Here is a 14,632-nt window from a genome sequence, read left to right as displayed (position 1 = left end):
CTCACGATAACGGCACCGCGATACTCACCGTCGTTCCGGTGGCGTCGGAGGCGAGCTCGGTCGTGCCGCGCATCGCCGTCACCCGCTCCCTGATGCCGGAAAGGCCGTGGCCCTCAGCGAAGGTGGCTCCACCCCGTCCGTCATCCGAGACGGTGAGGAGCACAGAGCCGCCGACAGGGGCGATGCGCACCGAGGCGGAAGACGCGCCGGCATGCTTCGTCACGTTGGCCAGCAGCTCGGCTGCGACGAAGTAGAGGTTCCTCTCCACCTCCGACGGCAGCGGCGGCCGTTCTGCGAGGGAGTAGTCGACGGCGACCGGCACGGGGCTGCGCGCAGCGAGGGAATCCAGCGCCGCCTTGAGGCCACGGTCCTGCAGGATCGGTGGCGCGAATCCGCGGGAGAGCGCCCGCAGCTCGTCGAGAGCGTCCTGGGCCGTCGCCGAGGCTTCGTCGAGCAGTCGTGTCGCGGCATCCGGGTCATCGCGCAGGCGTCGCTGAGCGGCCGCGATGTCCATTCGCAGTCGGATGAGCCCCTGTTGAGGACCGTCGTGGATGTCCCGCTCGAGACGCCGCAGCGTGCGATCCTCTGCGGCGACGGCCGCCGCACGCGACTCCGAGAGCTCTGTGACCTCCCTGCGGAGTTCCTGCGACGACCAGGCGCCGAGCAGGCCGCGTGCGACCGCCCAGTTCAGACGGATCAGGCCGCGGGTCACGAACGGAAGCGTGAAGAGGAAGATCAGGCCGACGACGCCGAAGAGCACGATGTTGCCGAGGCGAGGGTCGAACGTGGCAGGACTTCCGGTCGCCCACTGCCACACGATGTGCGAGATCCACACCGGACGGTTGCCCGTCGGAAGGAACCCGCCCCAGATCCAGTAGGTGACTCCGCTCAGCGAGGTCGAGACCCAGGCGATCATGATGCCCCAGGTGACGGTGGTCACGACGATCTCCGCGACCATGGCGTCGAACAGATACAGCCAGTAGCGACCGTCGGCGAGGGGACTGAAGACGCGTCCGATGAAGCCCGTGCCCACTCGTCCGCGCCACTCGGGCCGCGGAATGCGCGGCTGTCCCGTCGCCTCCAGAAGCGCGATGGTGAGCGTGCCGTATCCGCGTGCGATGTAGAGCGAGGCGAGCACGAGGAAGAAGCCCACGATCAGCACCAGCAGACCCACGCCCGTGAAGAAGAGCGACCACAGCACGCTCACGGCGATGACGGCGAGCGGGAACGCCACGAAAAGAACGCCCACTTCGATCGGAACGCGACGCCAGAGTGCACCGTAGCGAGCCCAGAACCCCTGAGGGGACGAGGGAGCGACGTGCGTCAGCGCGCGGTCGGTGGTCATCGCTCCCATGATCTCAGCCATAGTGCATCTCCTCTTCTCGGTCGCAACAGGGCCCTTGCGCTCATCAGCCAGACTCGCCGGCGGGGGTCGGGCGCTCCATCCGGTGGCTTCCCGAATGCGTTCGGGGGTTATCCCCACGGTGACGATCCGGACCCCGCCGACGAGTCGCGCCGTTTCATTGCCACGGCAGGGACGCGTCGATAGGCTGCCCACAGAATCCGCGCAGCTCGTGAGACCGTGAAGGGGTCGGCATGGCTCAGCAGTTCAAGGGACACATCAACGTCGACATCCGGGATTCCGAGCCCGACTGGTCGCCGTACGAACCTCCGAAAGCCCCGAGTGGTGCGCCGAGCGTCGTGATGGTCGTGCTCGACGATGTGGGGTTCTCGGCGATGAGCTGCTACGGCGGCCCGATCGAGACCCCGAACATCGACCGCCTTGCCGGAACGGGTGTGCGGTTCACGCAGTGGCATACGACCGCGCTGTGTTCGCCGACTCGCGCTGCTTTGCTGACCGGTCGGAATCACACGCGCAACTCCATGGCGTGCATCACCGAGGCGGCGACGGGTTTTCCCAACGCGAGCGGCACCATCCCACAGGAGAACGGCATGCTGTCCCAGATTCTCGGGGAGAGCGGCTGGAACACCTATGCGGTCGGCAAGTGGCACCTTTGCCCATCGGACGAGATGAACCTCGCGTCGACGCGACGCAACTGGCCGACCGGTCGCGGGTTCGAGCGGTTCTACGGATTCCTCGGCGCTGAGACCAACCAGTGGTACCCCGACCTCGTGTACGACAACCATCCAGTGGACCAGCCGAGCGATCCCGACCAGGGATATCACCTCACGGTCGACCTGACAGACAAGGCGATCGAGTTCATCGACGACGCCAAGGCGCTGGCACCTGAGAAGCCGTTCTTTCTCTACTACGCGCCTGGCGCCTGTCACGCGCCGCACCACGCACCTGCGGAATGGATCGAGAAGTTCCGAGACCGCTTCGACGAGGGCTACGAAAAGGTCCGCGAGGAGGTTTTGCAGCGACAGATCGCGCTGGGACTTGTGCCGGAGGGTACGGAATTGCCACCGATCAACCCGATCGGTACTCCGGACACCCGTTCGGGCCCGGATGGTGCGCCCTTCCCGCCTCTCGACTACACGAAGCCGTGGGATTCGCTGGGCGACGACGAGAAGCGGCTCTACGCTCGCATGGCGGAGGTGTACGCCGGCTTCCTCGCTCACGCGGATCACGAGATCGGCCGGCTTCTCGACCACCTCGACGAGATCGGTGCGCGCGACGACACGATCGTCATCCTGGTGTCCGACAACGGCGCGAGCGGTGAGGGCGGCCCCGACGGGTCCGTGAATGAGAACAAGTTCTTCAACGGCATCCCGGACGACCTCGACGAGAACCTCGCGCTGATCGACGAACTCGGCGGAACCAAGACCTACAACCACTACCCGACCGGGTGGGCGATGGCCTTCAACACCCCGTTCAAGATGTGGAAGCGCTACGACTACAACGGGGGAACCGCCGACCCGTGCATCATCTCGTGGCCCAAGCGCCTCGGGCACGGCGGCGAACTGCGGCACCAGTACCACCACGCCGTCGACATCGTGCCGACCATCCTCGATCTGCTCGATGTGACTCCGCCGGAGCAGATCGGCGGCTATGTGCAGTCGCACTTCGACGGCGTCAGCATGCGAAACGCCGTGCTCGACGCCTCGGCCCCCGGAGACCGTGACACGCAGTTCTACGCAATGCTCGGCTCTCGCTCGATCTGGCACGACGGCTGGAAGGCGGTTTCGACCCACCCCGTGATCAGCGGGTGGAGCCACTTCAACGACGACACCTGGGAGCTGTACCACACCGACGTCGACCGCTCAGAGAGTCACGATCTCGCGCACGAGAACCCTGACAAGCTGCGTGAGCTCATCAACCTGTGGTTCGCCGAAGCCGGCGCCAACCAAGCGTTCCCGCTGGACGACCGCTCGGCTCTGGAGATCCTCAAGACTCCGCGGCCACAACTCTCGCCGGCCCGCCATCGATACGTCTACCGTCCGAGCGGAGCAGAGATCCCCGAGACGCAGGCGGTGAACATCCGCAACCGGTCATATGCCATCGGCGCACTCGTCGACATTCCGGATGCCGGTGCCGAGGGTGTTCTCTTCGCCCACGGGTCCCGCTTCGGCGGCCACGCTCTCTATCTCAAGAACGGCCGTCTGCACTACGTCTACAACTTCGTGGGCAGCCTGGAGCAACGGATCGAAGCCGATCGGGACTTCCCCGTCGGCCAGGGGGTGATCCTCTCCGCGGCCTTCGAGAAGGACGGTGAGGAGAGCCCAGGCGTGGCGACGGGCACCTTGACGCTCTACCACGGAGACCAGGCCGTCGGCACCGGCCGCATCAAGACCCAGCCGGGCATGTTCAGCCTCGCAGGGGAAGGCCTCTGCATCGGCCGAGACGGTGGTGAGCCGGTCACCGATGACTACCCGGGCGAGCGTCCGTACCCGTTCACAGGAGGCACTCTGCACCGTGTCGCGTTCGACGTCAGCGGCGAGCCGTACGTCGACCTCGAACGCGAAGCATCCGCCATGCTTGCCAGGGAGTAGAGCAGAGCGCGCCCCGCCACAGTAGACTCGTCGGCAACGACTGCGATCCGGCCATCACCGGGGAGTCTTCGGAAGAACGGCGTCAGAGCTCCCGCTGCATCGGAGCGAGGCGCCAACTAGAACCGAACGGGTCAGCCCGTCACAGCGCAGATGAGTGGTCGCGCGCCGCCGACGGATGCCGGTGCGCGGCAAGCGGGGTGGTACCGCGTAACCGGCACGATGCTCACCGAGCCGGAGGCGTCCTCGTGCAGAAGAGGAATCCTGCCGGGAGAAGCATGCCGTACCCCAAGCCCGCCGAGAACAGTCGGCCAGACTCGCACGACGACACGGTCGTCCCTTCGCCGCGCTTTCCTCAGATCGAAGAAGACGTGCTCGCGTTCTGGAAGAGCGACGACACCTTCCGTGCATCCATCGACCAGCGTGAAGGATGCCCAGAGTGGGTGTTCTACGACGGCCCTCCGTTCGCCAACGGCCTGCCGCACTACGGGCACCTGCTGACCGGATATGCCAAGGATGTCTTCCCGCGCTACCAGACCATGCGCGGCAAGCAGGTGCACCGCCGGTTCGGCTGGGACACGCACGGGCTCCCCGTGGAGCTGGAGGTGGAGCGCCAGCTCGGCATCACCGACAAGAGCCAGATTGACGACATGGGCATCGCAGCGTTCAACGCCGCCGCGCGCCGGTCTGTCTTCACCTACAGCACCGAGTGGCAGGAGTACGTCACCAGGCAAGCGCGCTGGGTCGATTTCGAGAACGACTACAAGACGCTCGACGTCACCTTCATGGAGTCGGTGATCTGGGCGTTCAAACAGCTCTACGACAAGGGTCTCGCTTACGAGGGCCACAAGGTGCTGCCGTACTGCTGGCGCGACCAGACGCCGCTCTCGAACCACGAGCTGCGCATGGACGACGACGTCTACAAGACCCGTCAGGACCAGACGGTGACCGTCACGTTCCCCCTGGTGGGGGAGAAGGCCGAGGCACTCGGTCTCACCGCGGTGCGCGCACTCGCGTGGACCACGACGCCGTGGACCCTGCCGACCAACCTGGCGCTCGCGGTCGGGCCCGACATCGCCTATGCGGTGGTGCCCGCGGGGCCCAACGGCACGCCGGATGCCGAAGTAGACCGCGAGGGTGCGCCCTCCGCTCGCGAGGGAGCCGAGGTGCTCGGCGCCGAGTACCTGCTCGCGCTCGACCTGGTCGGCTCGTACGCGAAGGACCTCGGCTACGACTCAGCGGAGGATGCCAGAGCATCCGTCATCCGCACGGTCACCGGTTCCCAGCTGGCGGGCGTGCGCTACGACCGGCTCTGGGACTACTACGCGGATGCCGCAGCATTTGGCACGCAGAACGCGTGGCAGATCCTGGTCGACGACTACGTCTCCACCGAGGAGGGGACCGGCATCGTTCACCAGGCGCCCGCATACGGTGAGGATGACCAGCGCGTGTGCGCGGCTGCAGACATCCCTGTCATCCTCTCCGTCGATGAGGGCGGTCGGTTCCTCGCCGACGTCTCGGACGTCGTCGGACTGCAGGTCTTCGAGGCGAACAAGCCACTCACGCAGGCGCTTAAGGCGCAGGGGCGGCTGTTGCGCCAGGCGTCGTACGAGCACAGCTATCCGCACTGCTGGCGGTGCCGCAACCCGCTGATCTACAAGGCGGTGTCGAGCTGGTTCGTGCGCGTTCCCGAGATCCGCGATCGCATGGTCGAGCTCAACCAGCAGATCGACTGGGTGCCGGAGAACGTCAAGGACGGTCAGTTCGGCAAGTGGCTCGCGGGTGCGCGCGACTGGTCGATCAGCCGCAACCGGTACTTCGGATCGCCGATCCCGGTGTGGAAGAGCGACGATCCGAACTATCCGCGCATCGACGCTTACGGCTCGCTCGCCGAGCTGGAGCGTGATTTCGGGCGGCTGCCGCTCGGGCCGGACGGCGAGCCCAACCTGCACCGGCCGTACATCGACGACCTGGTGCGACCGAACCCCGACGACCCGACAGGGCAGTCCATGATGCGGCGCATCCCCGAGGTGCTCGACGTGTGGTTCGACTCCGGTTCGATGCCATACGCGCAGGTGCACTATCCGTTCGAGAACCGCGAATGGTTCGACACGCACAGCCCCGCCGACTTCATCGTCGAGTACATCGGTCAGACCCGCGGCTGGTTCTATCTGCTGCACGTGCTCTCGACCGCGCTGTTCGACCGTCCCGCGTTCCGTCGGGCAGTGAGCCACGGCATCGTGCTGGGCAGCGACGGACAGAAGATGTCGAAGTCGCTGCGCAACTACCCCGACGTGGCCGAGGTGTTCGACCGTGACGGGTCGGATGCCATGCGCTGGTTCCTCATGTCGTCCTCCGTGCTGCGCGGCGGCAACCTCATCGTCACCGAAGAGGGCATCCGCCAGGGCGTGCGTGAGGCCCTGCTGCCGCTGTGGAGCACCTGGTACTTCTTCTCGCTGTACGCCAACGCGTCGAACTACGACGCGAGGCGCAGCACCGGGTCGACCGACGTTCTCGACAGGTACCTGCTGGCCAAGACGCACGAGCTCGTCGAAGCGGTGACGACAGACCTCGACAATTTCGATTCGACGCTCGCGTCCGCGAAGATCCGCGACTTCGCCGACGTGCTCACCAACTGGTACGTGCGCAGGTCGCGCGACAGGTTCTGGGAGGGCGTGACGCCCGACGGCGGCAACGCCGAGGCTTTCGACACCCTGTACACCGTGCTCGAGACGCTCACGCGGGTCGCGGCCCCGCTGCTCCCGCTCGTCAGCGAGCGCATCTGGAGGGGCCTCACCGGCGGGCGCAGCGTGCACCTGACCGATTGGCCGAAGGCGAGCGAGTTCCCGCGTGACGACGAGCTGGTGGCCGCCATGGACCGCGTGCGCCAGGTGAGCTCCGTCGTGCTGTCGCTGCGCAAGCAGGCCGGTCTTCGCGTTCGGCTGCCCCTCGCGGAGCTCACCGTGGTCACGGATGCCGCAGAGTCTCTCGCGCCGTTCGAGGGCATCCTTCGCGACGAGCTGAACGTGAAGGCCGTGCGGCTGGTCGGGCTCACCGAGAACAGCCCGGCCGAGTACGGCATCAGCAAGCGGCTAACGGTGAACGCTCGTGCAGCGGGCCCGAGGCTCGGAAAGACCGTGCAGGTGGCGATCAAAGCCGCGCGCGATGGCGACTGGATCGAGGCCGACGGCGTCGTCACGGCGGGTGGCGTTGCTCTGCAGGACGGCGAGTACGACCTCGTCCTCGAGGCGACCGATGCCGCGGCATCCGGTCGCGCGATCGCGCTGCTCCCCGGCGCCGGCTTCGTGCTGCTCGACACGGCGACCACCGACGAGCTCGAGGCCGAGGGTCTGGCCCGCGACGTGGTGCGGGTCGTGCAGGAGAGCCGCAAGCAGGCGGGCCTCGACGTGAGCGATCGCATCCGGCTGCGTCTCGTGCTCGACCGGGTGGGTGTCGACGCGGTGCGCGCCAACGCCGAACTGGTCGGGTCGGAGACCCTGGCCGTCGAGCTCGATGCGGATGTCGATGACCTGGTCGCCAGGGCGGAGGACGCCGTCGCTGTCGGAGCCGCGTCAGCGCTGCTCGTCAGTCTCGAGAAAGTGGAGGTGGTGAAGTGACCGACGAGGACGAGGCCTTCCGCGACGCAGCGGACGCCGTCTACGAGGCGCTGCTGGAGAGGCTGGGAGAGTCCAGCCCGCGCCCACGGCTCGCTCCGACGAGGCGAGCGGTGGAACTGCTCGGCGATCCGCAGCGCGCCTACCCGATCATCCACATCACCGGCACGAACGGCAAGACGTCGACGAGCCGCATCATCGAGAGCATCCTGCGCGCCTACGGGTTGCGTGTCGGCCTGTTCTCCAGCCCGCATCTGCTGCGCTTCAACGAGCGCTTCATGGTCGACGGCCAGCCGATCAGCGACGAGGCACTTGCCCGCAACTGGGAAGACATCGAGCCGTACGTGGAGATGGCCGACGCGGAGCTCGAAGCGGATGGCGAGCCTCGGCTGACCTTCTTCGAGGTCGTCACGGTGCTCGCGTTCGCGATCTTCGCCGATGCCCCCGTCGACGTCGCGGTGATCGAGGTCGGGATGGGCGGCGAGTGGGACTCGACGAACGTCGGCGACGGTCAGGTCGCCGTGTTCACCCCGATCTCGCTCGACCACACCGCTCGACTCGGCTCGACCATCGCGGAGATCGCCCGCACCAAGAGCGGCATCATCAAGCCGGCGGCGACGGTGGTCAGCGCGGCGCAGACCGAGGAGGCCATCGCCGAGCTGCGCAGAGCGGCCAAGCTGCGGGAGGCGTCCATCGCGTTCCAGCCCGACGAGTTCGATGTCGAGCGCGACGCGGTGGCGGTCGGTGGCCAGCTGGTGACGATTCGTGGCCGGTCCGCGACCTACGCCGACCTGTTCCTTCCGCTGTACGGCGCGCACCAGGCGCAGAACGCTGCCGTCGCGGTGGCCGCCGTCGAGGCGTTCCTCGGGGGCGGTGAGAAGGCGCTGCGCGAGCCGCTCCTCGAGGAGGCCTTCGCCACAGTCACCTCGCCCGGCCGCCTGCAGCTCGTCGGCACGGAGCCGACGGTGCTCGTGGATGCCGCGCACAACCCTGCCGGAGCGCTCACCCTCGCCGCCGCACTTCCGACATTCTTCGACTTCGACGAGTTCGCATTCGTGATCGGCATCCTGCGGGACAAAGACGCCCACGGCATCATCGACGCGCTGGCACCCCTTGCCGCGCGCATCTTCGTGACGCAGTCCCACTCCGAGCGCTCGACCTCGTCGGACGAGCTCGCCGATCACATCGAGGAATGGACCCACGAGCACGTCGAGTCCTTCCCCGACCTCGGCGACGCTGTCGAGGCTGCGCGAGAGTGGGCGAGCGCCGAGCAGCGCCGCGCTGTCGTCGTCACCGGGTCGATCGCGCTCATCGGAGAAGCGCTCGGGCTCGCACAGGAGCGCGAGTGGAAGGCGACCGAATGACCGAGCCCGCGACCGATCCCCAGCCGCGGCAGCGCAGACAGCGGTCGGCGCAAGAGAGCCTCGGCTCGATCGTGCTGGGCTTCGAGCTGGTCGTGGTCTTCCTCGGCGCGCTCGTCGTGTTCGGGCTGCACGCCCTGCCCGCCGTGGAGGCGCTCGGCGGTGGCGCGATCCTCATCGTGTTGATGATCGTCGCGATCCCACTGCTTCGCTACCGTGTCGGCTACTGGATCGGCTGGTTCGTTCAGCTCGTCGTCATCGCCTCAGGATTCCTGGTCGGCATGCTGTTCATCGTCGGCGCCATCTTCACTGCCATCTGGGCCTATGCGATGATCGCCGGCGCCAGGCTCGACCGACGCACTGCGGCCTATCGGGCCGCGGTCGCGAACCCCGACACCTCTGCCACTCCAGACACCTCTGCCACCCAAGAGACCACCGACAAGGAGAAGGAATGACCACCATCGAAGAGACCCTCGTGCTCGTCAAGCCCGACGGCGTCGCCCGCGGCCTCACCGGCGAGATCCTGCGCCGCATCGAGGCGAAGGGGTACGCGCTCGTCGACCTCAAACTCGTCGAGGCCGACCGAGACCTCCTCGCCAAGCACTACGAAGAGCACCAGGGCAAGCCGTTCTACGAGCCGCTCGTCGAGTTCATGGAGTCGGGCCCGATCGTGGCCATCCGTGTCGCAGGCAACAGGGTCATCGAGGGCTTCCGTTCCCTCGCCGGCGCGACCGACCCGACGACAGCGGCCCCCGGCACCATCCGTGGAGACCTCGCCCGCGACTGGGGTCTCGCCGTGCAGCAGAACCTCGTGCACGGCTCGGACTCACCCGAGAGCGCAGCTAGAGAACTAGCACTCTGGTTCTAGTGGGCGCCGGACCCCGCCCGGTGCCCGCAGTCGGCCGGGCGGGTGGTCGGGACCGGCGGCGGCACAGCCCCCGCCTAACTAGAGCGTCTCTCGCGAGTTGACTGCTCCCGCTGGTCGAGTAGCGCGCGCCGAAGGCGCACGCGTATCGAGACCCGACGACCCGGATCTGGGCAGGTCTCGATACGCGTGCCGCCACGCGGCGCGCTACTCGACCAGCGGTAGAACGGCTATCTGAAGGCGTTCGGGATCCACTGCACCTGGATCTGCGCGAAGACCGCGACGATCACATAGCAGATGAAGGTGATCAGCGGAATCCAGGCGTAGGCGGCGTCGAAGAACGCGCGCGTGCGCTCGCCCACCGGGATGTTCCCCTCTTTGAGGTTGTAGAACGTCACGACGAAGAAGGTCGGGATCGTCACGATCCACGTGATCATGCAGTACGGGCAGAGCACGTAGAGGTCGTAGAGGCTCGAGTAGATCAGGAAGATCACGAGCACCAGCGCGCCGAGCACGCCGAGGTTGAACAGCATCCAGAACCAGCGCTTGAACCGTGCGCCCGCCAGGATGCCGACGCCGACCGCGATCGGCGCGACCCAGCACGCGATGCCGATGATCGGGTTCGGGAAGCCGAGCACCGCTCCCTGCCAGGAGGCCAGGTTCTTCGCGCACCCGACGAGCGGGTTGATGTTGCACGAGAGGTTCGCGTTCGGATGCTCCAGCACCGTGAACTTGTCGAGCGTGAGCGCGAAGGCGGCGAGCCATCCGATCACCCCCGCGACGATGAGGAAGATCGCCAGCCCGATGGGCCGCTTGGTTTCGGTGGGGGAGTCGAGCGACACCATCGCATTATGGCAGAGCGAGTAAGCGCCCCAGCTGGGACATCCGGTCGTGTGCATCCACCCGGTGGTGCGCGCCTGGCGGGGTCGCGCAGGCACTCGTGCGATAATGGAGGACGATCGCGCGGGCTGGCTCGCACGGTCGCAGAGAAGCTTGCACGGGTTCCGCAGACGCGAGCCCGGTCGTCGAGTCGCGCGCGACTCGACGGAACGAGACGTTATAGACAGACGTGACAGACAGGGACGAGCGAACGAAAGCGAGAGCCGCGAACCTCTTCATCGCAAGATCTTCTGAGCCGCAGGGCGGACCGGAAGTGACCGACGTCGAGGGCCGAGCGCCACGAAGCGCACTGCACATCGCGCACCCTTTCGAGCGACGAGCCGAGGATTGGCGGGTGCGTGCCGAGCGCGCCGCCCGCATGAGTACAGCCGTACGGGACGCGCGTGTCCACGGTGCGGCCGAGGAGTGCACCAGCGATGGTGGAGAACGATCAGAATGCATGGGACGAGTCGGGACGGAACGCAGACGGCAACGCGCCGCGTAAGCGCAGCAGGCTGTTCGGAGGGCGTCGCGTAACCCGCAAGGCGGGTGCGGCCAACGACAGCGCTGCACAGCAGGCGTCGGCGGTCGAGGTTCCGGCCACCCCGGCCGCCGAGCAGCAGCAGACGGCTACGACCGGGGCTCAGCCGGAAGCACAGGCACCGGCCACAACGCCCGTCGAGCAGGAGCCGGCTGGGGCATCCGACACCACGGTCGAGCAGCCCGCCGTCGCGACGCAGTCCGGCGAGGCACCCGCCGCCGCGACGCCCACTGCGCACGCCGACGAGCCGCAGGCCGCTGAGGATGCCGCGCAAAATCAGACCGCTGTTGCACCGACCGCCCAGGAGCAGGCAGCCACGGCGCACGCGGCACAGGCACCAGGACTGCCGAGCACCGCGCTGTTCTTCCAGGCGCCTCCCGTGCTCCCCGCACTTCCCGCCGCTCAGGGTGACGACGACACTCAGACCGCCGAGGAGACCACGACCACCTCTCGCCGCCGCACGCGCAAGCGTGGTGGCTCCGGAGACGGTGCTCAGGACGAGTCGGGTCAGCCTCGCCAGCGTCAGCAGCGCGAGCCCGAGCTGATCACCGAGCCGCAGAAGGTCAAGGGTTCGACGCGTCTCGAGGCGAAGAAGCAGCGCCGTCGCGACGGCAGGGATGCCGGGCGTCGCAGGCCGGTCATCACCGAGGCCGAGTTCCTGGCGCGACGCGAGGCCGTCGACCGGCAGATGATCGTGCGCTCGAAGGGCGGACGCATCCAGATCGGCGTGCTCGAAGACGGAGTGCTCGTCGAGCACTACGTGGCCCGCTCGCAGGAGGCATCGCTCATCGGCAACGTCTACCTCGGCCGCGTGCAGAACGTGCTCCCGAGCATGGAGGCAGCGTTCGTCGACATCGGCCGCGGCCGCAACGCGGTGCTCTACTCGGGCGAGGTCGACTGGGATGCCGCGGAGACCGGCAACCAGCCGCGTCGCATCGAACTCGCACTGAAGCCCGGCGACAAAGTGCTCGTGCAGGTCACGAAGGACCCCGTCGGTCACAAGGGCGCAAGACTGACCAGCCAGGTCAGCCTGCCGGGCCGCTATCTCGTGTACGTGCCGAACGGCTCGATGAACGGCATCAGCCGCAAGCTGCCCGACACCGAACGCGCCCGCCTGAAGAAGATCCTCAAGGAGGTGCTTCCCGAGAACACCGGCGTCATCGTGCGGACGGCCGCCGAGGGAGCCACCGAGGATCAGCTCACGGTCGACGTCAACCGTCTGACCGCTCAGTGGGCTGACATCTCCAAGCAGACCGAGACGGTTCAGGCGCCCGCGCTGCTGCACAGCGAGCCCGACCTGCTGATCAAGATCGTTCGGGATGTCTTCAACGAGGACTTCCAGAAGCTCATCATCGCCGGCGATGACGCGCGCTCCACCATCGAGAGCTACCTGCGGCAGGTGGCGCCCGACCTGCTGGATCGCGTCGAGCCGTATGACGGCGCGCGCGACGCCTTCGACGAGTTCCGCATCACGGAGCAGATCGAGAAGGCGCTCGACCGCAAGGTCTGGCTTCCCTCTGGCGGTTCACTGGTGATCGACCGAACAGAGGCCATGACGGTCATCGACGTCAACACGGGCAAGTTCGTCGGATCGGGCGGCAATCTCGAAGAGACCGTCACGAAGAACAACCTCGAGGCGGCGGAGGAGATCGTGCGGCAACTCCGCCTGCGCGACATCGGCGGCATCATCGTCGTCGACTTCATCGACATGGTGCTCGAGTCCAACCGCGACCTCGTGCTGCGTCGACTTGTCGAGTGCCTCAGCCGTGACCGCACGAAGCACCAGGTCGCAGAGGTGACCTCGCTCGGCCTCGTGCAGATGACCCGCAAGAAGCTCGGTCTCGGCCTGCTGGAGACCTTCAGCGAGCCGTGCGAGGTATGTGCAGGGCGTGGCGTCATCGTGCACCACGACCCGGTAACCAGGCACCGCGCTCCGCAGCCGCCGGAGCGTCGCCGTGGCGCCAAGGGCGGCAACGCCCCCGCGCAGCCGGGCAACGGCAACGGGAATGGCAGCGGCAACGGCAACGGCGGCCCGCACACGGGCACTCACGCCATCACCGACGACGCGAAGAACGCTCTCGCGCAGATCGCTGCGAGCACGCTGCACCCGCACCACGAGTCTCCGGACGTTCAGGTCGAGGCGCCGGCAGCCGAGGTTGCACCCGTCGCGGCTGAGCCAGAGTCCTCCTCGACCGAGCAGTCGCAGCAGGCGCCCAAGTCGGACACGCCACGCACCCGGCGCGGGAGCCGCGGCCGTGGAGGCTCGCGTCGCGCTGCCGAGCATGAGCCGTCCGACCAGGGCGCCACATCGGTCGAGCCGGCTCCGGAGGCAGTCGCACCGGTCGCCGCTGAGACGTCGGATGACGCGACGGGGCGTGACGAGGAGGCGGGGGAGCAGCACGTCGAGAACGTGGCGGTGTCCATCCTCGACATCCCGTTGGAGGCGCACTCCGAGGCGAAGCCGAAGGTCGATCTCGTTCAGGCGCAGGAGCTCCTCGGCTCGGTGCTCGACTCTCTCCCGGAGCCCAAGCAGCCCGGACAGGGTCGGTCTCGCCGCCGTGTGACGACCGCAGGACTCACCGGGGGCGTCATCCCGTCTCAGGACGACTCGCAAACGGGCTGAGAGTCAGCGCGCCTTGCGCTGGGCTGCGGTGACGCGAAGCCCGCTGGCTCTGAGTCGCTCGACGAGTTCGCGGCCGGTGACGGGTATGGCACCGGCCGCGATGAGATCGTCGTGGCGAGCGGCAGGCACGTCGTAGTGGTCGAGATCGAACGCCCGCTCCGGCACGTCATGGAGTGCGGCGAACTCGTGCAGCTCGGCCAGCGATGCGTCGCTGACCAAGTGAGACCAGAGGGTGCCGTGGTTCGGCCACATCGGGGTGTCGATCAAGACGGCCATGACCGCGAGTCTACGGCCGCGGCCCATTTGACCCCCTCCGAGTCATCCGGTAGGCTAGACCGTCGGTGTGCGTCGTCTTATCGCGGCTTTCGCCCTTTCGTTTTCTGGCTCGAACCCTTCTCCCACTTGGGGGCGTGACCAGCGACAATCAACGTCAGTTACGGGATTTCATCAGTCCCTCCTTCAGATAGGTACGAGTAGTGGTTTACGCAGTTGTGCGCGCCGGCGGTCGGCAGGAGAAGGTCGAGGTCGGCACCATCGTGACGATGGACCGCGTGAAGTCGGAGAACGGCACCATCGAGCTCCCCGCGGTGCTCCTCGTCGACGGTGACAAGGTCACCAGCGACGCGAAGTCGCTCGCCAAGGTGAAGGTGACCGCCGAGGTGCTCGGTGACCTCCGCGGCCCGAAGATCGTCATCCAGAAGTTCAAGAACAAGACCGGTTACAAGAAGCGCCAGGGCCACCGTCAGGAGCTCACGCGCGTCAAGGTCACCGGCATCAAGTAAGCGCGAGGAGAGACAC

The 14,632-nt window shown here is 67.1% G+C and carries 10 protein-coding genes; 7 read left to right on the top strand and 3 right to left on the bottom strand.

Annotated features, from left to right (window positions below; genetic code table 11):
* Window position 1 precedes the first annotated feature (1 nt).
* Window positions 2-1,366: a sensor histidine kinase gene (locus ACYVDN_RS05285; protein ID WP_460569145.1), complete on the bottom strand. Its 1,365-nt coding sequence runs from the start codon at window positions 1,364-1,366 to the stop codon at window positions 2-4.
* A gap of 230 nt (window positions 1,367-1,596) precedes the next feature.
* Between ACYVDN_RS05285 and ACYVDN_RS05280 the strand changes: the two genes are divergently transcribed.
* The 5 genes from ACYVDN_RS05280 (at window position 1,597) to ndk (ending at window position 9,794) form a co-directional block, all read left to right on the top strand.
* Window positions 1,597-3,954, top strand: a complete 2,358-nt coding sequence (locus tag ACYVDN_RS05280) for an arylsulfatase (RefSeq protein WP_460569143.1) — start codon at window positions 1,597-1,599, stop codon at window positions 3,952-3,954.
* A gap of 275 nt (window positions 3,955-4,229) precedes the next feature.
* The gene (gene ileS, locus ACYVDN_RS05275; RefSeq protein WP_460569141.1) at window positions 4,230-7,568 is read left to right on the top strand and encodes an isoleucine--tRNA ligase; all 3,339 of its coding nucleotides are present in this window, start codon (window positions 4,230-4,232) and stop codon (window positions 7,566-7,568) included.
* Window positions 7,565-8,929 carry a bifunctional folylpolyglutamate synthase/dihydrofolate synthase gene (locus tag ACYVDN_RS05270; RefSeq protein WP_460569139.1) on the top strand — a complete coding sequence of 455 codons (1,365 nt, stop codon included), beginning with the start codon at window positions 7,565-7,567 and terminating at the stop codon, window positions 8,927-8,929. The genes ileS and ACYVDN_RS05270 overlap by 4 nt, the downstream gene beginning before the upstream one ends.
* Complete coding sequence (locus tag ACYVDN_RS05265) at window positions 8,926-9,381, top strand: DUF4233 domain-containing protein (RefSeq protein WP_460569137.1); 456 nt, start codon at window positions 8,926-8,928, stop codon at window positions 9,379-9,381. The genes ACYVDN_RS05270 and ACYVDN_RS05265 overlap by 4 nt, the downstream gene beginning before the upstream one ends.
* Window positions 9,378-9,794, top strand: coding sequence for a nucleoside-diphosphate kinase (ndk, locus tag ACYVDN_RS05260; RefSeq protein WP_460569135.1), 417 nt, complete (start codon window positions 9,378-9,380; stop codon window positions 9,792-9,794). Before ACYVDN_RS05265 ends, ndk begins: the two co-directional genes overlap by 4 nt.
* A gap of 227 nt (window positions 9,795-10,021) precedes the next feature.
* Here the strand turns inward: ndk and ACYVDN_RS05255 are convergent, their stop codons facing one another.
* Complete coding sequence (locus ACYVDN_RS05255) at window positions 10,022-10,633, bottom strand: vitamin K epoxide reductase family protein (protein WP_460569133.1); 612 nt, start codon at window positions 10,631-10,633, stop codon at window positions 10,022-10,024.
* Window positions 10,634-11,107: 474 nt separating this feature from the next.
* On the opposite strand from ACYVDN_RS05255, the gene ACYVDN_RS05250 reads away from it, so the two are divergent.
* Window positions 11,108-13,834 (top strand): Rne/Rng family ribonuclease, encoded by a 2,727-nt coding sequence (locus tag ACYVDN_RS05250; protein WP_460569131.1) that lies wholly within the window; start codon window positions 11,108-11,110, stop codon window positions 13,832-13,834.
* 3 nt (window positions 13,835-13,837) lie between these two features.
* Here the strand turns inward: ACYVDN_RS05250 and ACYVDN_RS05245 are convergent, their stop codons facing one another.
* Window positions 13,838-14,110 carry a DUF4031 domain-containing protein gene (locus ACYVDN_RS05245; protein WP_460569129.1) on the bottom strand — a complete coding sequence of 91 codons (273 nt, stop codon included), beginning with the start codon at window positions 14,108-14,110 and terminating at the stop codon, window positions 13,838-13,840.
* 200 nt (window positions 14,111-14,310) lie between these two features.
* On the opposite strand from ACYVDN_RS05245, the gene rplU reads away from it, so the two are divergent.
* Complete coding sequence (gene rplU / locus ACYVDN_RS05240) at window positions 14,311-14,616, top strand: large ribosomal subunit protein bL21 (RefSeq protein WP_460569127.1); 306 nt, start codon at window positions 14,311-14,313, stop codon at window positions 14,614-14,616.
* Window positions 14,617-14,632 lie beyond the last annotated feature (16 nt).

This window comes from Humibacter soli (assembly GCF_054779035.1).
The sequence above is the reverse complement of the archived record's forward strand: the minus strand, read 5'-3'. Positions and strand labels throughout refer to the sequence as shown.

Excerpts from the sequence above, each read along its gene's own strand:
- ACYVDN_RS05285 (WP_460569145.1), bottom strand. The coding sequence starts at position 1,366 with ATGGCTGAGATCATGGGAGCGATGACCACCGACCGCGCGCTGACGCAC.
- ACYVDN_RS05280 (WP_460569143.1), top strand. The coding sequence starts at position 1,597 with ATGGCTCAGCAGTTCAAGGGACACATCAACGTCGACATCCGGGATTCC.
- ileS (WP_460569141.1), top strand. The coding sequence starts at position 4,230 with ATGCCGTACCCCAAGCCCGCCGAGAACAGTCGGCCAGACTCGCACGAC.
- ACYVDN_RS05265 (WP_460569137.1), top strand. The coding sequence starts at position 8,926 with ATGACCGAGCCCGCGACCGATCCCCAGCCGCGGCAGCGCAGACAGCGG.
- ndk (WP_460569135.1), top strand. The coding sequence starts at position 9,378 with ATGACCACCATCGAAGAGACCCTCGTGCTCGTCAAGCCCGACGGCGTC.
- ACYVDN_RS05250 (WP_460569131.1), top strand. The coding sequence starts at position 11,108 with ATGGTGGAGAACGATCAGAATGCATGGGACGAGTCGGGACGGAACGCA.
- ACYVDN_RS05245 (WP_460569129.1), bottom strand. The coding sequence starts at position 14,110 with ATGGCCGTCTTGATCGACACCCCGATGTGGCCGAACCACGGCACCCTC.